This is a genomic window from Micromonospora sp. CA-263727, from assembly GCF_050942455.1.
Taxonomy (GTDB): domain Bacteria; phylum Actinomycetota; class Actinomycetes; order Mycobacteriales; family Micromonosporaceae; genus Micromonospora.
Window position 1 is genome coordinate 718,483 of the sequence record NZ_CP192031.1, and the last position, 18,957, is coordinate 737,439.

Below are 18,957 nucleotides of genomic sequence, written 5' to 3' on the forward strand. Positions count from 1 at the left end.
GGGCGTCAGTCGAAGTCCCGGCCCGCGGTGACCTCGGCACCCGCCCTGAGGGCCTACTGTTTATCACCATGTCGACCTTGGCTTACGAGATCGTGGACGTCTTCACCGACCGTCCCTACGCGGGGAACCCGCTCGCGGTGGTGTTCGGCGCCGAAGGGCTGGCCACCCAGCAGATGCAGGCGCTGGCCCGGGAGTTCAACCTCTCGGAGACGGTCTTCGTGCTGCCCGCCACGCAGGTCGGCGCAACCTACCGGGCGCGGATCTTCACCCCGGTCGAGGAGTTGCCGTTCGCCGGGCATCCCAGCGTCGGCGCGGCGGTGACCGCCAGCCGGCGGGGCCTGTTCGAGGTGGGACAGGTCACCCAGGAGTGCGGGGCCGGGGTGCTGCCGATCGAGGTGACCGCCGGGGGCGCCACGCTCACCGGGGGCAGCCCCACCCTCGGGCCGGAACTGGACCCGGAACCGCTGCTGGAGATGGCCGCGCTGGAGGCCGGCGACCACCTCGGCCCGGCGCCCCGGGTGGCCGGCTGCGGACTGGAGTTTCCGTTCCTGCCGGTACGCCCGGACGCCCTGGCCCGAGCCCAGGTGGACGCGGTGGCGGCACGGCGGTACGGGATCGAGCACGTGAGCGTCTTCTCCTGGAACGCCGCCACGCAAACCGCACACGCCCGGGTATTCGTCCCCGGCCTCGGCGTACCCGAGGACCCGGCGACCGGATCCGCCGCGCTCGGGCTGGGGGTGTGGCTGGTGGCCAGCGGCCTGCTGCCCGGTGAGGGACGATCGTCGTACACCGTCGAGCAGGGTGCCGAGATGGGGCGGCCGTCGTCGCTGGCCTGCACGGTGACCGCGGCCGGCGGTACGGCGGTGGGCGCCACCGTCGCCGGCCAGGTGATGCCGGTGGCGCGGGGCGAGATCGTGGTACCGCCCTTCGTCGGCTGACCGTCGCGCAGCCGACCGGGCCGGATACGAGAGGATGCGGTGGTGACCGAGGCAGCGGAGCCCAACAGCACTCCACTGGTCGACGAGGCGATGAAGAAGGCCGCGGTGGCCTGGGTCTCGGTGGCCGGTGGCCGGTCGCTGGCCCTGTGGTGCGTACCCCTGGAGGGTGCGCTCTTCGTGGTCAGCGGCCCCGGGGAGCAGGCCGCGCCGGGGCTGGCCGAGGCCGACGAAGCGCAGGTGACGCTCCGCGGTGACCACGGCGGCCGGATCGTCACCTGGCCGGCGCGGGTGACCCGGGTGGTCCCGGGCACCGACGAATGGGACACGCTGGCCCCACTGGTGGGTGCCAAGCGGCTGAACGCCCCCGGCCCGACCGCCGACCTGGTCGCCCGCTGGGCCGCCGACGGATGCGCGCTGGTCCGACTGGCCGCCGCCGCGAAGGCGGTGCAGGGCGCGGAGCTGCCCACCGGCTCGCTCGCCGAGCCGCCCCGGCCGGCACCGGTGGTCCGGGCGACCCGCAAGCCGTTCCGGTTGCACCGCGTGCGGCGTCGCTGACGCCCTCCACGGTGTGCCCGCGCCTCACGACGGCACGGGCACCGGTTCCGTCGCTTCCTCGACCACGTCGAGCACCTCGCCGAGCGTGCCCAACGCTCGACCGGCCCATCCGGCGTCGACGTTGAAGACCAGATGGTCGACCAGGTCGGGCGCGGCCAGCCGGACGGCGCTCATTCCGGCGCGCTGCGCCCCGGTCAGCTCCTGGCTGCCGCCGTCGCCCACGTAGAGGCAGTCGTCGGGATGCAGGCCCAGCCGCGCGCAGGCGGCGAGGTAGAGCGCGGTGTCCGGCTTGCAGCAGCCCAGCTGGATGGAGAAGATCCGGACGTCGAGCAGCGAGTCGACGGCCAGCTCCGGCAGGAACGCCGGCAGCTCGTGCGTACAGTCGCTGATCAGGCCGGTACGCATGCCCCGCGTCCGCAGCGCCCGCAGCGTCGGCACCGCGTCGTCCCGGAGCCGGGTGTCCGCGCGTACCGCCCGGTGCCGGGAGGCCACCGCCGCCCGCAGGGCGTCCTCCTGCGGGCGTACGCCCGCCTGCTCGCACACCCACCGCAGGGTGGACTCGGCGCTGCCGAAGCGCCCGCTGGCCCGTTCGTAGAAGCTACGGTCGAGCACCTCGACGAAGGTGTCCGGCGGGCAGCCGAGCAGCTCGGCGGTGGTGCGGTGACCGGCGCCACGCTGAACCGGACGGGTCAGCGTGCCGAAGAAGTCGAACAGCACCGCCTGAAACCTGGGCATGGGAAAGCGCCTCCGGCGCGAGGTGAGAGGCCCCGACGGGACGCGCATGATCGTAACCGAATGCTGACGGACCGTGCTGCCCGGCGTCGTGTGAGGATTGCGTCTCGTGCCACCAGAACCCCGTCGTCCGTCGCCGCACCTGCTGACCACCGGCGCGCTGGCCCTCGCCGTCGTCGCGGTGTCCTCGTCGGCACCGCTGATCGCCTTCGCCGCGGCACCCGCGCTGGCCGTGGCGTTCTGGCGCAACCTGCTCTCGGTGACCGTGCTGGGCCCGTTCACGCTGGCCCGGCGGCGGGCCGAACTCCGTTCGCTGGTCACCGGCGCCGGCCGGCGGGAGGGCCTGTTCTGCGTGCTCTCCGGCGTGGCCCTGGCGGCGCACTTCGCCACCTGGATGCCGAGCGCGAAGCTCACCTCGGTGGCCGCCGCGACGGCGCTGGTCGCCACCCAGCCGGTCTGGCAGGGACTGATCGCCCGGACCCAGGGCCGGCGGCTGCCGCTGGGCGTCTGGGCCGGCATCGGCGTCGCGGTGGTCGGTGCGGTGCTGGCGACCGGCGCCGACTTCACCGTCTCCGGGACGGCCTTCGCCGGCGACCTGCTGGCGATCGCCGGGGGCATCTTCGTGGCGGTGTACACCGCGCTGGGCGAGCGCGCCCGGGTCACGGTCAGCACCGCCACCTACACCACGATCTGCTACGGGGTGTGCGCCCTGATCCTGCTGGTCGTCTGCCTGGTCGCCCGGGTGCCGCTGGGCGGCTACGACACCGGGACCTGGCTGGCCGTGCTGGCCCTGGTCGGCGGCGCCCAACTGCTCGGCCACTCGATGTTCAACTACGCGCTGCGGCGGGTCTCGGCCACCACGGTCAGCGTGCTGATCCTGCTGGAGGCCCCCGGAGCGGCGCTGCTCGGCTGGGCGTGGCTGGGCCAACTGCCGGACCCGATGACCCTGCCCGGCCTGGCCCTGCTGCTGGCCGGCGTGGCCGTGGTGGTGCTCTCCAGCGCCCGGACGGCCCGGCGTGCGGCCCGGATCGCCACCGCCGTTCCGGCGGACCCGACACCGCTACCCGACTGAGGTCAGGCCGGGATGCCGACCGCGGCGGCGCTGGCCGTCCAGAGCCGGGCCGCGAGCTGCGGGTCGGCCGCCTTGGGCCACGGCCGGCGTGGCCGGCAGTCGAAGTAGTAGCCGCCGTCGACCAGCCGGGACCGGTCCTGGTTGGCCAGCCACACCAGCGTCTGCGCGCCCTTGACCGGGCCGCGTAGCGGCAGCAGGCGCATGCCCGCGGCGACCAGCCGGCTCTCGTTGCCGAACCGGGTCCGCACCACGCCGGGATGGAAGGAGTACGAGTCGACAGCCGGCCACCGCCGCGCCGCCTCCGCGGCGAAGAGGATGTTCGCCTGCTTGCTGGTGCCGTACGCGGACATCGGGCGGTAGCGGCGCAGGAACGCGTTGAAGTCGTCCGGGTCCAGCGCGCCGCTGCGATGCGCGCCCGAGGCGGTCACCACCATCCGGCGGATCCGGTCGGCGAGCAGGTTGCTCAGCAGGAACGGGGCCAGGTGGTTGGCCTGGATGGAGAGCTCGAAGCCGTCGACCGTGGTGACCGACTGGAGCACGATCGCGCCCGCGTTGTTGGCCAGCACGTCGATCCGGTCATACCCCGCGCGCAGGTCGTCGGCGAGCCGCCGTACGTCGTCGAGCACCGCGAAGTCGGCGCGGAACACCTCGGGCCGCTCGCCGGACGCCTCGCGTACCTCGTCGGCGGCGGTCCGCAGCCGGGACGGGTCGCGGCCGACCAGCACCACCTGGTCGCCACGACGCGCAAGGTCGGTCGCGGCGGCCAGTCCGATACCGGAGCTGGCTCCCGTCACCACCACCAGCCGACGGTCAGTGAGATCTTCCACAGGTCCATTCACCCCGGTCACGGCACGAGGTTACCGTGGCGTCACAAACGCCTTTGGATTCGTTAAGAGCGCCCTATCGCCGGTCGCTCTGAGTCGGGTGGCGGTGGGCCGCCGCACCGGAAGGAGCGCAGTCGATGGCCGTTGTTGGGCGCCCCCGCCGGTCCTGCCTGGCCGTGCCCGGATCTAGCGTCAAGATGCTCGGCAAGGCCCAGGGCCTGCCGGCCGACCAGGTCTTCCTCGACCTGGAGGACGCGGTCGCGCCACTGGCCAAGCCGGACGCCCGGAAGAACATCGTGGCCGCGCTCAACGAAGGCGACTGGGCGGGCAAGACCCGGGTGGTCCGGGTCAACGACCTGACCACGCCGTGGACCTATCGGGACGTCATCGATGTGGTCGAGGGCGCCGGCGCCAACCTCGACTGCGTGATGCTGCCCAAGGTGCAGAACGCGGCCCAGGTGCAGTGGCTGGACCTGACCCTCACCCAGCTGGAAAAGACCCTCGGCCTTGAGGTGGGCCGGATCGGCATCGAGGCGCAGATCGAGAACGCGGCCGGTCTGGTCAACGTCGACGCCATCGCCGCCGCCTCGCCCCGGGTCGAGACGATCATCTTCGGTCCGGCCGACTTCATGGCCTCGATCAACATGAAGTCGCTGGTGGTCGGCGCGCTCATCCCGGACTACCCGGGCGACCCGTACCACTACATCCTGATGCGGCTCCTGATGGCCGCCCGGATGTACGACAAGCAGGCCATCGATGGCCCGTTCCTGCAGATCCGGGACGTGGACGCCTTCCGCGAGGTGGCGAAGCGTTCGGCCGCGCTCGGCTTCGACGGCAAGTGGGTGCTGCACCCCGGGCAGATCGACGCCGCCAACGAGGTCTACTCGCCGGCCCAGGCCGACTACGACCACGCCGAGTTGATCCTCGACGCATACCAGCACTCGACCTCGGAGGCGGGCGGCCGGCTGGGCGCGGTCATGCTCGGCGACGAGATGATCGACGAGGCGTCCCGCAAGATGGCGCTGGTGATCGCGGCCAAGGGCCGGGCCGCCGGCATGGCGCGTACGTCGACCTTCGTGCCGCCCGCCGGGTAGCCCAATCGCCTTCCGGCATGCCTGCCCCGACCTCGGTCGCGGCAGGCATGCCGTGTTCAGACGGTGGTGGACGAGTCCAGGATCGCGAAGGCGATCAAGAGGATCCAGCCGACGATCAGCACCGCCATCAGGGCGGTGAGGATCCAGCCGACGATGATGGCCGCCTTTGCCAGCCCCTCGCCGCCCTCGCCCCGCTCCCGGATCTGGCGCATGGCCACGTGCCCCATGATCGCGCCGATCGGCGCGGTGATGCACGAGCCGATCCCGATCAGGGAGAGCACCAGAGCGACGATGGCCAGCGAGTTCGTCTGCTGCGGATAGCCGTATGCGGGCGGCGGGTAGCCGTACCCCGGCTGGGGCGGGTAGCCGGCCTGCGGGTACGGCGCGGCGGCCAGCGGCACACCCGGGGCCGACGTGGTGGCGGCGTACGGGTCGGCTGGTTGGCCCGGGTCGTACCCGGTGGGCTGGGGCGGGACGGCCGGCTGGGCGCTCACCGGCAGGGTCGGGTCGGCTGGCGGCGTGGAGGGCTGACCGGTCGACGCGGGGTCGGGCCAGCCGCCGGCCGGCGGGGGCTGTGTCATCGGGCTCTCTCTCCGTCGCGATGCTGGGGTGCAGTCAGGGTAGTCACCGCCGGGCAACCCGCGACGCGCCCGGCACCGGGTGCGGCGTTGCCCGGCGCGACGGCAGAGGGCAGGATCTCGGCATGGGGATTGACGCGCGCGCAGCGGACCGGTCCGGCAATCGACCGAGACGGGACGTCAGCCGGCCGGGTGTGGCCCGACGCCCCCGCGCCGTCGCGGCGCCGGGGGCCGACGACCAGGACCTACCGGCCGCGCTGCCCGAGCCGGTGACGATGCGGCTGGACGGCAAGGTCGCCCTGGTGACCGGTGCGGGCAGCCCGGACGGCATCGGGTACGCCACCGCCCGCAGGCTGACCGACCTGGGTGCCCGGGTGGCGATCGTCTCGACCACCCGACGCATCCACGAGCGGGCCGGCGAGCTCGGGGTGACCGGCTTCGTCGCCGACCTCACCGACGAGTCGGAGGTCGGCGCGCTGGCCGACGCCGTCGCCGAGCAACTCGGTGACGTCGAGGTGCTGGTCAACAACGCCGGCCTGGCCAGCCGGGCGAGCCCGGAGGTGCTGCGCCCGGTGGCCCAGCTCAGCTTCGAGGAGTGGCGTGGCGAGATCGACCGGAACCTGACCACGGCGTTCCTGTGCAGCCGGGCGTTCATCGGCGGGATGGCCGAGCGGGGTTGGGGGCGGATCGTGAATCTGGCGGCCACCGCCGGCCCGGTCAACGCGCTGCCCACCGAGGCGGCGTACGCGGCGGCCAAGGCCGGCGTGGTCGGGCTGACCCGGGCGCTGGCCATGGAGATGATCGCCGACGGGGTCACGGTCAACGCGGTGGCCCCGGGCACCATCTACACCGCCGCCTCCACCATGGCCGAGATCAAGCAGGGCCTGGGCACGCCGGTGGGGCGTCCCGGCACCCCGGACGAGGTGGCCGCGGCGATCACCTTCCTCTGTTCGCCGGCCGCGTCGTACATCACCGGCCAGATGCTGGTGGTCGACGGCGGCAACAGCGTGCGTGAGGCCCAGTTCCGCTGAGCCGTCCTCAGTCTCAGGCGTACCGACTGTCCGAGCCGGCCCAGAGCACCAGGGCGAGCCAGCCACAGCAGGCCACCAGGTAGATGCCGGTGAAGACGTAGCTGAGGATCAGGCCCCAGGTGGCGAGCTGGTCGCCCTCCTCGCCGCTGGTGCGCAGTTGGCGTTTGGCCAGGTGGCCGAGGGCGATGCCGGCGGGAGCGAAGACGAACGCGAAGACCAGCGACAGGATGGCGAGCACGTTGGTGCCACCACCACGCCCCTGCGGGGACGGCGGACCGTACTGCCCGTAGGGCACCTGCGGGGTGTACGGCGGCTGCTGCCCCCACTGCTGGCCGTGCGGCGGCTGCCCCGGGTGTTCGTACGCCGGCTGCCCGTACGCCGGCTGTTCGCCGTGCGGCTGCCCGTACGGCTGGCCGTACTGCGGGGTGCCCGGCGGCTGGCGCGGCGGTGGTTGGCCACCCGGCGGCGGTTCGTAGGGCGACGGCGGCTGGTCCGGCTCTGGCGGTTGGCTCACAGCTCTCCTCCGTCGGCGCAGCACGGCATCCCGTCCAGGTCGCCCCGCTGGTGGATGACGCCCTCATTGCGGGACGCTACCCGCAGCGGTGAACCTTTTCACAGCGGTTGTGTGGACTGGTCACCTTGGCCGTGCCGGCCCCCCGACCGATACTGATCGAGCGTTTAGTTACCTCTGAGTAAGCGCTGACTCCCCGGAGGCTGAGATGGCCCGACTCGCGCAGACGCCCGGCCTGACCGACGAGCAGCGGTCGATCCTGGAGACCGTCCGGGAGTTCGCCGACAAGGAGATCATTCCGCACGCTCAGCGCCTGGAGCACGCCGACGAGTACCCGACCGACATCCTCGACGGGATGAAGGAGATGGGGCTGTTCGGCCTCACCATCGCCGAGGAGTACGGCGGTCTCGGCGAGTCCCTGCTGACCTACGCCCTGGTCGTGGAGGAACTGTCCCGGGGCTGGATGTCGATCTCCGGGATCGTCAACACGCACTTCATCGTGGCGTACCTCATCTCCCAGCACGGCTCCGCCGAGCAGCGGGCGCGGCTGCTGCCGAAGATGGCCACCGGCGAGGTACGCGGGGCCTTCTCGATGTCAGAACCGGAGTGCGGCTCCGACGTCTCGGCGATCAAGTCGAAGGCGGTCCGGGACGGGGACACCTTCGTGATCAACGGCCAGAAGATGTGGCTGACCAACGGCGCGTACTCGTCGGTGGTGGCCACCCTGGTCAGGACCGACACCGGTGCCGACTCGGTCTACGGCAACATGAGCACCTTCCTGCTGGAGAAGGAGCCGGGCTTCGGCGAGACCGCACCCGGCCTGACCATCCCCGGCCGGATCGACAAGATGGGCTACAAGGGCGTCGAGACCACCGAGATGGTGCTCGACGGCGTCACCGTCGCAGAGACCGCCGTGCTCGGCGGGGCCGACCAGGTGGGCCGCGGCTTCTACCAGATGATGGACGGCATCGAGGTCGGCCGGGTCAACGTGGCGGCCCGGGCCTGCGGCATCTCCCTCCGCGCCTTCGAGTTGGCCGTCGGGTACGCCCAGCAGCGCAGGACCTTCGGCCAGCCGCTCGCGAAGCACCAGGCCATCGCCTTCAAGCTCGCCGAGATGGGCACGAAGATCGAGGCGGCGCACGCCCTGATGGTCAACGCCGCCCGGCTCAAGGACGCCGGCCAGCGCAACGACGTCGAGGCGGGGATGGCCAAGCTGCTCGCCTCCGAGTACTGCGCCGAGGTGGTCCAGGAGGCGTTCCGCATCCACGGCGGCTACGGCTACTCCAAGGAGTACGAGATCGAGCGGCTGATGCGGGAGGCCCCGTTCCTGCTCATCGGCGAGGGCACCTCGGAGATCCAGAAAACCATCATCTCCCGCGGCCTCCTCCGCAACTACACCTTGTAAGGAAGGGCCCCCTATTAACGCCTCCGGTAGAGCAGGGGCCCCCTCTTAACAGCCGGGCCCGGCGAAGCCCGGCCGGGCCCGGCTCGGCTCAGCCCAGCCGGGTCAGGTTGGCGGCGGCGCGCTCGACGATGAGGCAGCGGTTCTCGACGTAGTCGATGCCGGCCGCCTGCGCGATCTGGCGGGCCCGCGGGGAGACGATGCCCAACTGCAACCAGACCGCCGGGGCACCGATCGCCACCGCCTCGCGCGCCACCTCGGCGGCCTCCTCGGCCGGCCGGAACACGTCGACCAGGTCGACCGGATGCGGGATGTCGGCCAGGGACCGGTACACGGGTTCACCGAAGAGTTCGTCGGCGATCGGGTTGACCGGGATTATCCGCCAGCCGTACCGCTGCATCTCGGCCGGCACGCGATGCGCGGCCTTGCCCGGATCGCGCGACGCGCCCACGACGGCGATCACGGCGGAGTCGGCGAGGATCTGCTCGGCGGGGCGCACCCGCCGACTCTAGCCGCGCCGCAGATCCCCGGCTTGGTCAGGACGCCCGGCCTACACCGATCCGGTGCCGCAGCGCCCGACCTGGGAACCGGTCGGCCGGGCGAGCGGGCGGGTCAGAGCAGGCTGAGCTGCTCGGGTGCCGGCACCGATGGCGGCGGCAGCTGACGGTGGTCGCCGCGCTCGGGCCGGGGCAGGCCGTGGCGGCGGGCGGCGATGCGTACCCGTGCGGTCAGTTCCCGCTGGTACGACTGTGGCGCGTAGGCGCCCGACCGGTACAGCTCGCGGTAGCGGGGGAGCAGGTGGGGGTGCTGCCCGGCGAGCCAGCGGGCGTACCACTCGCGGGCGCCGGAGCGCAGGTGCAGGGGCAGTGGTGTCACGCTGGTCGCCCCGGCGTCGGCGATCGCCGCCACGGTGGCCTCGATGGACTCGTCGGAGTCGCCGAGGCCGGGCAGGATCGGCGCCATCAGCACCCCGACCTCGAAGCCGGCGTCGGCGAACTGGCGTACCGCCTCCAGCCGCCGGCGTGGGCTCGGCGTGCCCGGCTCGACCGACCGCCACAGCCGCTCGTCGAGGAGGCCCACCGAGAACGACACGCCGACCCGGGTGACCTGGGCCGCCTGCCGCAGCAGCGGCAGGTCGCGCAGGATCAGCGTGCCCTTGGTGAGGATCGAGAACGGGTTGGCGAAGTCGCGCAGCGCCTCGATGATCGGTGGCATGAGCCGGTAACGCCCCTCGGCCCGCTGGTAGCAGTCGACGTTGGTGCCCATCGCGATGTGCGCGCCCCGCCAGCGCGGCGCGGCCAGCTCGCGTCGCACCAGCTCACCGGCGTTGACCTTGACAATCACCTGCCGGTCGAAGTCCGCGCCCGCGTCGAGATCCAGATAGGTGTGGGTGTTACGGGCAAAGCAGTAGACGCAGGCGTGGCTGCATCCCCGGTATGGGTTGACCGTCCACTCGAAGGGCACGCGGGACGCCCCGGACACCTTGTTGAGGATCGACTTTGCGCGTACCTCGTAGAAGGTCATCCCGGCGAAGCCGGGGGTGTCGAAGGTGCGTACGACCGCGCCGGGCAGCGCCAGCGGCAGGGGTGGTGTCGCTGGCGCTGCCCGGCCGGGAGCATCCCCCACCGGGGGAGCGGCGAGGTTGTCCCAGCGCATGGGCATAATTCGAACACATGTACGAGCCCGGTGCAAGTGGTGCACATGAAGGGGTCGTTCAGAGGCAGGATGGAGGCATGGAGATGCCGACCCTGGTCTACGACGGGGACTGCGCGTTCTGCACCCGCTGCGCGGAGTTCATTGCCCGCCGGATCCCGACCGACGCCCGGGTGGTGCCCTGGCAGTTCGCCGACCTCGATCGGCTCGGGCTGACCGAGGCCGAGTGCGAGGAGGCGGTGCAGTGGGTGGGGCTCGACGGCAGCCGCGCCGCCGGCCCGGACGCCGTCGCCGCGCTCCTTATCAGCAGCAGCGGCGTCGGCTGGCGGCTCGCCGGGGTCGGGCTGCGGCTTGCTCCGGTACGCGCCCTGGCCTGGCCCGTGTACCGCTGGGTGGCTCGAAACCGGCACCGCCTGCCCGGCGGTACGGCCGCCTGTGCGCTGCCTCGGGAGGCGCGGGAGCGCCCCCACGGGTAGCCGGCAACGCCGATGGAGCCGGAGACGCCGATGGCCGGACCCGATCCGTGGGCCCGGCCATCGGCGTCCTGTGGCGGCTCAGTGCTTGTGCTCGGCGAGCTTCTTGCGTACGTCGTCCATGTCGAGGCCGCGCACCTGCTCGATGAGGTTCTCCAGGGCCGACTCCGGCAGCGCGCCCGGCTGGGCGAAGACGATCACGCCGTCGCGAATGGCCATGATCGTGGGGATGGACCGGATGTCGAACTTGGCGGCGATGTCCTGCTGGGCCTCGGTGTCCACCTTGCCGAAGGTGATGTCGGAGTGCTTCTCCGAGGAGCGCTCGTAGACCGGGGAGAACCGCTTGCAGGGGCCACACCACTCGGCCCAGAAGTCAACCAGCACGATGCCGTCGCTCTCGGTCACCTGGTCGAAGTTAGCCGTGGTCAGCTCGACGGTTGCCATCTGAATCTCTCCGATCACGCGGAACAGCTACGTCTGGTGGAACCCGGGTGGACCCCATCGCATTCCCACCGCGATGCCACCGAAACTCCGGGGCGGAGTCCGCTGGGGGACTTTGTCCGCATCGATCACTGTCGGTCCGGCGGGTCGTCGGCAGATCGCAAATGCACGTCGCATTTGCGTAACCAGGCGTGATGGGAGCGTTTCCAGGGTGATCGATCCCCGATCGCGCTACGGGTTGGTAACTTCGATGTTGACTAGCGCCGATTCGACCTGCGGAGATCGCTTTTGGGGCGATGATCGGTCACACTGAGTGACGTAACAAAAAGATAAATGTGACCTCGGTCTCTGTGCAGCCGGACGGGTGTCCGGCAGAATCTTGAGACATCAGAGCGTGGGCGGCGGGTGCCGGGGAGGGCCCCGCCGCTCATTGCGTCCGGCCCCGGTCGGCGGTTCGGATCCGCCGGGTCGCGCCCGCCCTGGCCGGCCGTTTTCTGGCGCTGGCCTCCGGTCGCTGTGACATTTCGACGCGGCCTACGCCCCTCGGATCGCCTTAACCGTCGATAAGGCATGCTGTGCCGAACTCCATCGCCGTCCGTCGAAGGGGGCCAGGATGCAGTTCGGGCGTTACTACGAGGAGTTCGAGGTCGGCGCGATCTACCGGCACTGGCCGGGCAAGACGGTCACCGAGTACGACGACCATCTCTTCTGCCTGCTCACCATGAACCACCATCCGCTGCACATGGACGCGCACTACGCCGGGACGGCGAGCCAGTTCAAGCGCAACGTGGTGGTCGGCAACTACATCTACTCGCTCCTGCTGGGCATGTCGGTGCCGGACGTCAGCGGCAAGGCGATCGCCAACCTGGAGATCGAGTCGCTGCGGCATGTCGCCCCCACCTTCCACGGCGACACCATCTACGGCGAGACCACGGTGCTGGACAAGCGCGAGTCCTCCTCGAAGCCCGACCGGGGGGTGGTCGCCGTGGAGACTCGCGGCTACAACCAGGATGGCACCCTGGTCTGCGTCTTCCGGCGCAAGGTGATGGTCCCCAAGCGGGAGTACGCGGCGGCGTCCCTGCCGGAGGGCGTCGACCCGGAGCGGCCCAGCTTTCCCGAGCCGCGCTGAGAGACTGTCGGACCGTACCTCGGTAGCGGGTTCGTGGCGGACCGCGTCCGACCGCCGCCCGGACGCATATGCTGACGCCGGAGGTCCCGCCATGAGCGAGCGTCAGCGAGCGAATCGTCGACTCGGTGCGGTGGTGCCTCATGGCGGCGCGGAGCGTAGCGGAGTGCCGGCATGAGCGAGCGTCAGCGAGCGAATCATCGGTGCGGTGTGGTGTCTCGTGGCGGTGCGGAGCGTAGCGGAGTGCCGGCATGAGTGAGCGTCAGCGAGTGAATCGTCGGCGCAGCACTGTTGGGCCGTACTCCGGGGCCGAGTGGGAGCTGCTCGCCGGCCTGCCGGGCCGGGTGATCGTGACCGCAGTCCAGCCCGGCCCGGGGCGACCGCACCGGGGCGTGGCCGCCGGCCTCGCCGGGCTGGACGCGGTGGCCGCCGGCCGAGCCTTCGACAGCGATCTGGTCCGGGCCGTGGTGGCCGCGATCTACGCCCGGCACGACGGGACCCCGTCACCGGCGCAACTCACCGATCTGGTGGACGTGCTCGCCGCCTGCCGGGCCGCGGTGCGGGTGCTCGACCGCCGCGCCGATCCGGCCGACTCGGCGGCGTACCGGCAATGGGTGCAGTCGGTCGCGGCCCGGGTCTGCCGGACGGTGCCGGCGATGGTGCCGGGCGGCGCGCTGGCTCCTGCCGACCGCCGGTTCCTCGACCGGCTCGGCGGCGCGCTCGGCCTCCGCTAGACGGGCGCGTTCACGCCTCCGCGCGGCAGCGCCTCACGACGCCTCCGCGCGGCAGCGCGTCTCACGCCTCCGCGCGGCAGCGCGTTCAGCTTTCGCGAGGCAGCGTGCTCGCGTCTACGCTGGGCGGCGCGGCGCGCTCGGCCTTCGCCACTCGTCGGCGCGGTGGGGCGAGCTGGGGCGTACCCTGCCTGACCGTGACCGATGAGCAGCTCGACGTCGGCGTGGGACCCTGGCCCGGGGATCCGCCGGACGACCCCCGCTACGACCCGGAACTGCTCGCCGAAGGTGATCGGCGCAACGTGGTCGACCGGTACCGGTACTGGCGGCGCGAGGCGGTCGTGGCCGACCTGGACCGGCGGCGGCACGACTTCCATGTGGCGATCGAGAACTGGCAGCACGACTTCAACATCGGCACGGTGGTACGCAACGCCAACGCCTTCCTCGCGGCCGAGGTGCATATCGTCGGGCGGCGCCGGTGGAACCGCCGTGGTGCCATGGTGACCGACCGCTACCAGCACGTACGGCACCACGACACGATCGAGCAGTTCGCCGGTTGGGCGGCGGAACACGCGCTGCCGCTGGTCGGGATCGACAACCTGCCCGGCTCCCGCCCGCTGGAGACGACAACGCTGCCCCGGCGCTGCGTCCTGCTGTTCGGCCAGGAGGGGCCGGGCCTCTCGGACGCCGCGCGGGCGGCCTGCGACCAGCTTTACTCGATCGCCCAGTACGGCTCGACCCGGTCCGTCAACGCGGGCGTGGCGAGCGGGATCGCCATGCACGCGTGGATCCGGGCCTACGGCGGGCCGGCGCCGGACTGATCCGGGGGCGATCTGAGCTGGTCTCGGGCTTGTCCCCGGTATGAGCAATGGTGCCGCTCCGCTTGACGGTTGGCCGATGCGGGGTGACCGTGGGGTGGTGACTGTTGCGGTGAGTTGTCCCAGGTGCGGCGGGTGGGTGCGACCGCCGGACCTGATGCACGCCGAGTCGCGCTGCACCGACTGCGGGCCGGTCGCACCGCTGCACGTGCCGGAGCACATCAGCGCCGAGATCGTGGCCAGCGTGGTGGACCGTATCCAGGCCGCCGGGCAGTCGCAGCGGCCGGCGGTGCCACTCTGGTGCCCGTGGCCGCTGCCGCCGGGGTGGACCACGACGGGCGTGGCGTGGGCCGGCGACGACCGGCTCGGGGTACGCGCCACGGCGGTGGCCTGCGCCGGCCCCGAGCCGCTCGGTGGCGGCCCGGCCGATCTGGTCTTCGTGGCCGAGGAACCGGGCGTGGGCCTGGGCGCGCGCTACGCCGGGGTGCCGGGCCCGGACGCGGGACCGGAACTGGCCGAGGCGCTCACCGACCCGGGGCCCGGGCATCCCGGGCATGTCGGGCGGGCCGGGATCAGGGTGGCCGGCCACCCAACTCCAATGTGGTTGGTGAATTCGCTGACAGATCGAAGCGCGTACGCCGGCGAGGCTCGGGGAATGTGGCTGTATGCGATAGCCTGGCCGGCGAGCGCGGGGCATCTGCTCGCAGAGGACGTGGTGCTCCACGACCTGGTCGAGTGGACGCCGTCCGAGCTCGTGTACGGCGCACCATCTTCGTACCTGCACGGGAAGGCTTGACAAGTCTCCCGGAATGTCGGAGAACGGACGCAGATATTCACGGTAAGACACCACGCTGATACTCTGGGTGCCGCTGCGGTAATGGGACCCGGCGCCGCGCGAGAGGATGGCCCGCCATGGTCAAGAAGGTCCTCACCTGGGCCGGAATCGCATTCTTGATCTTCTTCGTCGCCTACCGGCCAAACTCTGCGGCGGACGTGTTCAAGTCGCTGGGTGGCGGCATCATGGACATCGCCCAGGGCTTCGGCGACTTCTTCACGAGCCTGGTCGCTTAGCCTCCGATGGGAAGCCCCTCCGGCCCACCCTTCGATCCCGACGACCCGGACCGGGAACGCCGGGACCGTGACACCGAGCCGATTCCCCGGATCGACCCCGACGACGGTCCGGGCTACGGCTCCGGGGCCCGTCTCTCCGACGGCCCCGCCTTCTCCGACGACGCCGGCTACGGTGACGGGCCGTACGGTGACGGGCCGTACGGCGACGAGGGTCGGTCGGGGCGGGCCTGGGTGCGCGATCCCGAAGGCGGCTATCAGCCGCCGCAGATCTCCGAGGAGGAACTGGCCGGGCTGCGGGCCGACGCCAGCGGCATGACGCCCCGGCGGGTCCTGCCGCTGGAGGACGAGCCCAGCTCGCTGGTCGCCCGCTACCTCTTCCCCACCGAGCGCTACCGGGGCGAGTGGAAGCGGCACTGGATCCACCTCGTCACGCCGATCATCATCGGCGTCGCGGCCACCTTCGTGCTCGGCTACCTCTCCGGCTTTCTCGCCGGCCAGAACGTCGGCGCGCTCACCACGGTCGCGGTCCTGCTCTGGTTCGCGGTGATGGGCTGGGTGGCCTGGCGGGTCGCCGACTGGTGGTACGACCGGTTCATCCTGACCAACAAACGGGTCATGGTGGTCAACGGCATCATCACCCGGCGGGTCGCGATGATGCCCCTGGTCCGGGTCACCGACATGAAGTACGAACAGTCGCCGGCCGGCCGCGCCCTCAACTACGGCACCTTCGTGCTGGAGTCGGCCGGTCAGGAGCAGGCGCTCCGCGAGGTCAAGAACCTGCCCAACCCCAACGAGCTCTACCTGCGCGTCGTCGAGGAGATGTACGAGCCGCAGGCGGTCGAAGCGCGGCTGGGCAAGGAGCAGGACGAGGCCAAGGCCGACGACGGGGCCTGAAACTTTTCGACCGAACATCGGAGCCATTGCGCACCCTTTCGCCCTCGACCCGCTGGCCCCGCCATGGCAGGCTGCCGGGCAGGTCTCCGAACGGAGGTGGCGCGTGGCCAGCAGCGATCCGCTGGAAGAGGAGTTCCGTGACTTCGTCACGGCCCGTTCCGGGGCCCTGCTGCGGACCGCGTATTTGCTCACCGGCGACTGGGGCACGGCAGAGGACCTGCTCCAGACCGCGCTTACCAAGACGTACCTGGCCTGGAAGCGGCTCGGCGGGATCGAGGCGATCGAGCCGTACGCCCGTCGTGTCATGGTCAACACCTCGACCAGCTGGTGGCGGCGCCGCTGGCACGGCGAGCGGCCGACCGAGGTGCTGCCCGAGCGTGCCGCCGCCGACGAGATCGAGCAGCAGCTGGACCGGGACGTGCTCTGGCGGCACCTGCGGGCGCTGCCCGCCCGGCAGCGCGCGGTGCTGGTGCTGCGCTACTACGAGGACATGTCGGAGGCACAGACCGCCGTCCTCCTTGAGATCTCGCCCGGCACGGTCAAGAGTCAGACCTCCCGCGCCCTGAACACCCTGCGCCGGCGGCTCACCGCGGACGAGGCGTTCGCGCTGACCGGCGCGGCGGCCGTCGCCCCCGAGCAGCCGGCGACCCGGCCTGGCCGGCGGACGGCCCCTGGCGCGCCGACCGTCGCCCGGCGGGGACCGGCCCCCACCGGACAGGCCAGCGGTGCGCCGGCCGCCAGCCGGCCGGGACCGGCCGGCGGTGCGCCGCAGGACGGGCGAGTCGGGTCGACCGCCCCGCTCGATCAGCCGCCAGCGGCCGTTCCGAAGCCGGACGCGGCCCTGGTGGGAGAGCATCGGTGAGCGCTGTCTCCAGAGGTCGTGACAACCCGAGCGCGCCTCCGAATCGTTCTTTGAACGTGCCGCAAGACGAGCTGGAACGCGCCGTCCGGGAGGCGTTCTCCCGGCAGGCGGCGATGTCCCGTGCACCCGCCCACGATCCGGCGCATGCGGCGATCCGCCACGCGAACCGCATCCAGCGTCGCCGGGCCCTGGCCGGGATGAGTCTCGCCGCGGTGGTGATCGTGGTGGTCAGCGCGGGGGCGATGCACCTGGGCGACGACCAGCCACCGACCGGGAGCACGGTGGTGATCGGCGAGCCGGATCCGGTGCCGGACGGGTCCCGGACGGCCGTCCCGCCACCAACCGGACCGGACACCGAGGCCGCACTCGCCGAGGTCGACCTGGTGCTGGGCGAGACGATCGCCACCGCGCAGGGCCGGCGGGTGAACGTCAGCGGCGCCGGCGGGGTGGAGCGCGCGCACCGCCTCGCCGATGGCCGCGGCTGGCTGGCCGTCGGGGCACCCACGCTGAGCGGGCGCATGCTCTGGGCGGTGACGCCGACCGGCACGGCGCAGGTGCTGCTGGCCGGTGCCGACGAGATCGTCCTCGACCGGCAGGGCCAGCAGGTCGCCTGGAAGCAGGGCACCGTGCTGGCCAGTTCCAGGATCGTGAACGGCGAGCTGACCGGCACCGTACGCGCCGAGGCGCCGACCGAGGCCGTACCGCTGCGCTACGTCGACAATGCCGTGCTGGTGCGGCTCGCGCCCGACCGTCCCGGGCACGTGCTGTGGCGGGTGCGGCCCGGCCCGCTTGACACCGGCACCGACCGGGCCAGCACGCACGTCTTCGGCCCGCTGCTCGACGGGCGGCTGGTCGGCGAGGTCACCACCGGCACGTCGCAGCGCCCCTGCCTGACCCTGCTCGACCCGGCGCAGGGCCTCGTCCCGGCCCAGCCGGACTGCGGGCCGGAGCTGCGCGGTGACGGGCTGGGCGCGGTGTCGCCGGACGGGCGCTGGCTGCTGGCCAACGGGCGGTCCGGAGGGCAGGAGTCGGCGCTGCTGGTCGACCTGACGCAGCTCGGCCCGTCCGCCGAGGTCCGCCCGGCCGGGCCGCAGATGACCGGCAGCGTCGCCTGGTTCACGTCGGACAGGGCGTACTACGCCGACATCACCGGTGGCCTGGTCCGGGTCGACGTCGACCGGGTACGCGCCAGCCGGCCCGCCGCCCCCGTCGCGCTTCCCGGTCTCCTCGCCGGGCAGCGCCCGGTGGTGGTCACCGGTGGTTGACCGGGTGCCCGGTAGCGTCGGGACGTGACCCTCCGGATCGACCTGCACACCCACTCCAAGGCCAGCGACGGCACACTCGGCCCGGCCGAGCTGGTCCGCGCCGCCGCCGGGGCCGGGCTGGACGTGGTGGCCATCACCGACCACGACACCACCGCCGGCTGGGAGCCGGCCCTGCGGGCACTGCCGCCCGGGCTGCGCCTGGTCCGCGGGGCGGAACTCTCCTGTCGCTGGTACGGCGAGCAGCCGCCGCTGCCACTGCACCTGCTGGCGTACCTCTTCGATCCGGACCATCCGGAACTGGTCACCGAGCTGGCCCGGGTGCGCGCCGCCCGGGCGGCGCGCGGCGAGCGGATCGTGACCCTGCTGCGCGCCGACGGTGTCGACGTGAGCTGGCCGGAGATCCTGGCCGGCGCGGGCGGCGGGACGGTCGGCCGGCCGCACATCGCGCAGGCGCTGATCCGGGCCGGCCTGGTCGCCACCACCGCCGAGGCGTTCGGGCCGGACTGGCTGGGGGAGCGGTACCGGCTGCCCAAGGAGGACATCGACGTGTTCCGGGCGGTCCGGCTGATCCGGGCGGCCGGCGGCGTGCCGGTGTTCGCCCATCCCCGGGCCACCCGGCGGGGCCGGATCGCGCCCGACACGCTGATCGCCGAGCTGGCGGCGGCCGGCCTGGCCGGTCTGGAGGCCGACCACGAGGACCACTCGCCCGCCGAACAGGCGCACGTCCGTGGGCTCGCCGCCGAGTTGGGCCTGCTGGTGACCGGCTCGTCGGACTTCCACGGCACCCACAAGACGGTCCGGCTGGGCGCCTTCACCACCGCACCCGAGGCGTACGAGCGGATCGTCGCCGCCTCGTCCGGGGTGACCGAGGTCGCTTCGGGATGAC

General features: G+C 72.2%; 23 protein-coding genes. 16 read left to right on the plus strand and 7 right to left on the minus strand.

What is annotated here, in order from left to right; translation table 11 throughout:
- Positions 1-68: 68 nt before the first annotated feature.
- Together ACQPYA_RS03390 and ACQPYA_RS03395 are read left to right on the plus strand one after the other, a co-directional pair.
- Positions 69-938: a PhzF family phenazine biosynthesis protein gene (locus ACQPYA_RS03390; protein WP_433531168.1), complete on the plus strand. Its 870-nt coding sequence runs from the start codon at positions 69-71 to the stop codon at positions 936-938.
- Between the two features lie 42 nt (positions 939-980).
- On the plus strand, positions 981-1,493 hold the full coding sequence (locus tag ACQPYA_RS03395) for a hypothetical protein (RefSeq protein ID WP_433531169.1): 513 nt from the start codon (positions 981-983) through the stop codon (positions 1,491-1,493).
- Positions 1,494-1,517: 24 nt separating this feature from the next.
- Here ACQPYA_RS03395 and ACQPYA_RS03400 read toward each other — a convergent pair whose 3' ends face one another.
- Positions 1,518-2,228 (minus strand): HAD family hydrolase, encoded by a 711-nt coding sequence (locus tag ACQPYA_RS03400; RefSeq protein ID WP_433531170.1) that lies wholly within the window; start codon positions 2,226-2,228, stop codon positions 1,518-1,520.
- Between the two features lie 106 nt (positions 2,229-2,334).
- Between ACQPYA_RS03400 and ACQPYA_RS03405 the strand changes: the two genes are divergently transcribed.
- Positions 2,335-3,297: a DMT family transporter gene (locus tag ACQPYA_RS03405; protein WP_433531171.1), complete on the plus strand. Its 963-nt coding sequence runs from the start codon at positions 2,335-2,337 to the stop codon at positions 3,295-3,297.
- Between the two features lie 2 nt (positions 3,298-3,299).
- On the opposite strand, the gene ACQPYA_RS03410 is transcribed toward ACQPYA_RS03405, so the two are convergent.
- Positions 3,300-4,124 (minus strand): SDR family NAD(P)-dependent oxidoreductase, encoded by an 825-nt coding sequence (locus ACQPYA_RS03410; RefSeq protein WP_433531172.1) that lies wholly within the window; start codon positions 4,122-4,124, stop codon positions 3,300-3,302.
- Between the two features lie 134 nt (positions 4,125-4,258).
- Between ACQPYA_RS03410 and ACQPYA_RS03415 the strand changes: the two genes are divergently transcribed.
- Positions 4,259-5,215: an HpcH/HpaI aldolase/citrate lyase family protein gene (locus ACQPYA_RS03415; protein WP_433531173.1), complete on the plus strand. Its 957-nt coding sequence runs from the start codon at positions 4,259-4,261 to the stop codon at positions 5,213-5,215.
- Between the two features lie 56 nt (positions 5,216-5,271).
- Here the strand turns inward: ACQPYA_RS03415 and ACQPYA_RS03420 are convergent, their stop codons facing one another.
- Positions 5,272-5,796, minus strand: a complete 525-nt coding sequence (locus ACQPYA_RS03420; RefSeq protein ID WP_433531174.1) for a DUF4190 domain-containing protein — start codon at positions 5,794-5,796, stop codon at positions 5,272-5,274.
- Positions 5,797-5,918: 122 nt separating this feature from the next.
- Here ACQPYA_RS03420 and ACQPYA_RS03425 point away from each other — a divergent pair, with 122 nt between their 5' ends.
- Complete coding sequence (locus ACQPYA_RS03425) at positions 5,919-6,824, plus strand: SDR family NAD(P)-dependent oxidoreductase (RefSeq protein ID WP_433531175.1); 906 nt, start codon at positions 5,919-5,921, stop codon at positions 6,822-6,824.
- 13 nt (positions 6,825-6,837) lie between these two features.
- Here ACQPYA_RS03425 and ACQPYA_RS03430 read toward each other — a convergent pair whose 3' ends face one another.
- The gene (locus ACQPYA_RS03430) at positions 6,838-7,338 is read right to left on the minus strand and encodes a DUF4190 domain-containing protein (protein WP_433531176.1); all 501 of its coding nucleotides are present in this window, start codon (positions 7,336-7,338) and stop codon (positions 6,838-6,840) included.
- Positions 7,339-7,543: 205 nt separating this feature from the next.
- Here ACQPYA_RS03430 and ACQPYA_RS03435 point away from each other — a divergent pair, with 205 nt between their 5' ends.
- Positions 7,544-8,740, plus strand: coding sequence for an acyl-CoA dehydrogenase family protein (locus tag ACQPYA_RS03435; protein ID WP_433531177.1), 1,197 nt, complete (start codon positions 7,544-7,546; stop codon positions 8,738-8,740).
- A gap of 88 nt (positions 8,741-8,828) precedes the next feature.
- Here ACQPYA_RS03435 and ACQPYA_RS03440 read toward each other — a convergent pair whose 3' ends face one another.
- Complete coding sequence (locus tag ACQPYA_RS03440) at positions 8,829-9,236, minus strand: CoA-binding protein (RefSeq protein WP_433531178.1); 408 nt, start codon at positions 9,234-9,236, stop codon at positions 8,829-8,831.
- Between the two features lie 113 nt (positions 9,237-9,349).
- Positions 9,350-10,393, minus strand: a complete 1,044-nt coding sequence (locus ACQPYA_RS03445) for an Rv2578c family radical SAM protein (protein WP_433531179.1) — start codon at positions 10,391-10,393, stop codon at positions 9,350-9,352.
- Between the two features lie 77 nt (positions 10,394-10,470).
- On the opposite strand from ACQPYA_RS03445, the gene ACQPYA_RS03450 reads away from it, so the two are divergent.
- Entirely contained in the window at positions 10,471-10,866 is a 396-nt protein-coding gene (locus ACQPYA_RS03450) for a thiol-disulfide oxidoreductase DCC family protein (protein ID WP_433531180.1), read from the plus strand.
- A 78-nt stretch (positions 10,867-10,944) separates the two neighbouring features.
- Here the strand turns inward: ACQPYA_RS03450 and trxA are convergent, their stop codons facing one another.
- Positions 10,945-11,307: a thioredoxin gene (gene trxA / locus ACQPYA_RS03455; protein WP_433531181.1), complete on the minus strand. Its 363-nt coding sequence runs from the start codon at positions 11,305-11,307 to the stop codon at positions 10,945-10,947.
- 610 nt (positions 11,308-11,917) lie between these two features.
- Between trxA and ACQPYA_RS03460 the strand changes: the two genes are divergently transcribed.
- The 9 genes from ACQPYA_RS03460 (at position 11,918) to ACQPYA_RS03500 (ending at position 18,956) form a co-directional block, all read left to right on the plus strand.
- Complete coding sequence (locus ACQPYA_RS03460; RefSeq protein WP_433531182.1) at positions 11,918-12,433, plus strand: MaoC family dehydratase; 516 nt, start codon at positions 11,918-11,920, stop codon at positions 12,431-12,433.
- A gap of 248 nt (positions 12,434-12,681) precedes the next feature.
- Entirely contained in the window at positions 12,682-13,164 is a 483-nt protein-coding gene (locus ACQPYA_RS03465) for a hypothetical protein (protein ID WP_433531183.1), read from the plus strand.
- A 194-nt stretch (positions 13,165-13,358) separates the two neighbouring features.
- Positions 13,359-13,982, plus strand: coding sequence for a TrmH family RNA methyltransferase (locus ACQPYA_RS03470; protein WP_433531184.1), 624 nt, complete (start codon positions 13,359-13,361; stop codon positions 13,980-13,982).
- A 76-nt stretch (positions 13,983-14,058) separates the two neighbouring features.
- A complete protein-coding gene (locus ACQPYA_RS03475; RefSeq protein WP_433531185.1) occupies positions 14,059-14,775 on the plus strand; it encodes a DUF6758 family protein in 717 nt (238 codons plus the stop codon).
- A 116-nt stretch (positions 14,776-14,891) separates the two neighbouring features.
- Positions 14,892-15,050, plus strand: coding sequence for a hypothetical protein (locus ACQPYA_RS03480; RefSeq protein ID WP_007455302.1), 159 nt, complete (start codon positions 14,892-14,894; stop codon positions 15,048-15,050).
- 6 nt (positions 15,051-15,056) lie between these two features.
- Positions 15,057-15,944, plus strand: a complete 888-nt coding sequence (locus ACQPYA_RS03485) for a PH domain-containing protein (RefSeq protein ID WP_433531186.1) — start codon at positions 15,057-15,059, stop codon at positions 15,942-15,944.
- A gap of 103 nt (positions 15,945-16,047) precedes the next feature.
- The gene (locus tag ACQPYA_RS03490) at positions 16,048-16,806 is read left to right on the plus strand and encodes a SigE family RNA polymerase sigma factor (RefSeq protein ID WP_433531187.1); all 759 of its coding nucleotides are present in this window, start codon (positions 16,048-16,050) and stop codon (positions 16,804-16,806) included.
- A 50-nt stretch (positions 16,807-16,856) separates the two neighbouring features.
- The gene (locus tag ACQPYA_RS03495) at positions 16,857-18,071 is read left to right on the plus strand and encodes a hypothetical protein (RefSeq protein ID WP_433531188.1); all 1,215 of its coding nucleotides are present in this window, start codon (positions 16,857-16,859) and stop codon (positions 18,069-18,071) included.
- Between the two features lie 24 nt (positions 18,072-18,095).
- The gene (locus ACQPYA_RS03500; RefSeq protein WP_433531189.1) at positions 18,096-18,956 is read left to right on the plus strand and encodes a PHP domain-containing protein; all 861 of its coding nucleotides are present in this window, start codon (positions 18,096-18,098) and stop codon (positions 18,954-18,956) included.
- The last annotated feature ends 1 nt before the right edge of the window (position 18,957 follow it).

What these genes read in the sequence shown, in the direction of transcription:
- ACQPYA_RS03390 (WP_433531168.1), top strand. Translation starts at nt 69, where the DNA reads ATGTCGACCTTGGCTTACGAGATCGTGGACGTCTTCACCGACCGTCCC.
- ACQPYA_RS03400 (WP_433531170.1), bottom strand. Translation starts at nt 2,228, where the DNA reads ATGCCCAGGTTTCAGGCGGTGCTGTTCGACTTCTTCGGCACGCTGACC.
- ACQPYA_RS03415 (WP_433531173.1), top strand. Translation starts at nt 4,259, where the DNA reads ATGGCCGTTGTTGGGCGCCCCCGCCGGTCCTGCCTGGCCGTGCCCGGA.
- ACQPYA_RS03420 (WP_433531174.1), bottom strand. Translation starts at nt 5,796, where the DNA reads ATGACACAGCCCCCGCCGGCCGGCGGCTGGCCCGACCCCGCGTCGACC.
- ACQPYA_RS03425 (WP_433531175.1), top strand. Translation starts at nt 5,919, where the DNA reads ATGGGGATTGACGCGCGCGCAGCGGACCGGTCCGGCAATCGACCGAGA.
- ACQPYA_RS03435 (WP_433531177.1), top strand. Translation starts at nt 7,544, where the DNA reads ATGGCCCGACTCGCGCAGACGCCCGGCCTGACCGACGAGCAGCGGTCG.
- ACQPYA_RS03445 (WP_433531179.1), bottom strand. Translation starts at nt 10,393, where the DNA reads ATGCGCTGGGACAACCTCGCCGCTCCCCCGGTGGGGGATGCTCCCGGC.
- ACQPYA_RS03450 (WP_433531180.1), top strand. Translation starts at nt 10,471, where the DNA reads ATGGAGATGCCGACCCTGGTCTACGACGGGGACTGCGCGTTCTGCACC.
- trxA (WP_433531181.1), bottom strand. Translation starts at nt 11,307, where the DNA reads ATGGCAACCGTCGAGCTGACCACGGCTAACTTCGACCAGGTGACCGAG.
- ACQPYA_RS03460 (WP_433531182.1), top strand. Translation starts at nt 11,918, where the DNA reads ATGCAGTTCGGGCGTTACTACGAGGAGTTCGAGGTCGGCGCGATCTAC.
- ACQPYA_RS03465 (WP_433531183.1), top strand. Translation starts at nt 12,682, where the DNA reads ATGAGTGAGCGTCAGCGAGTGAATCGTCGGCGCAGCACTGTTGGGCCG.
- ACQPYA_RS03475 (WP_433531185.1), top strand. Translation starts at nt 14,059, where the DNA reads ATGCGGGGTGACCGTGGGGTGGTGACTGTTGCGGTGAGTTGTCCCAGG.
- ACQPYA_RS03480 (WP_007455302.1), top strand. Translation starts at nt 14,892, where the DNA reads ATGGTCAAGAAGGTCCTCACCTGGGCCGGAATCGCATTCTTGATCTTC.
- ACQPYA_RS03485 (WP_433531186.1), top strand. Translation starts at nt 15,057, where the DNA reads ATGGGAAGCCCCTCCGGCCCACCCTTCGATCCCGACGACCCGGACCGG.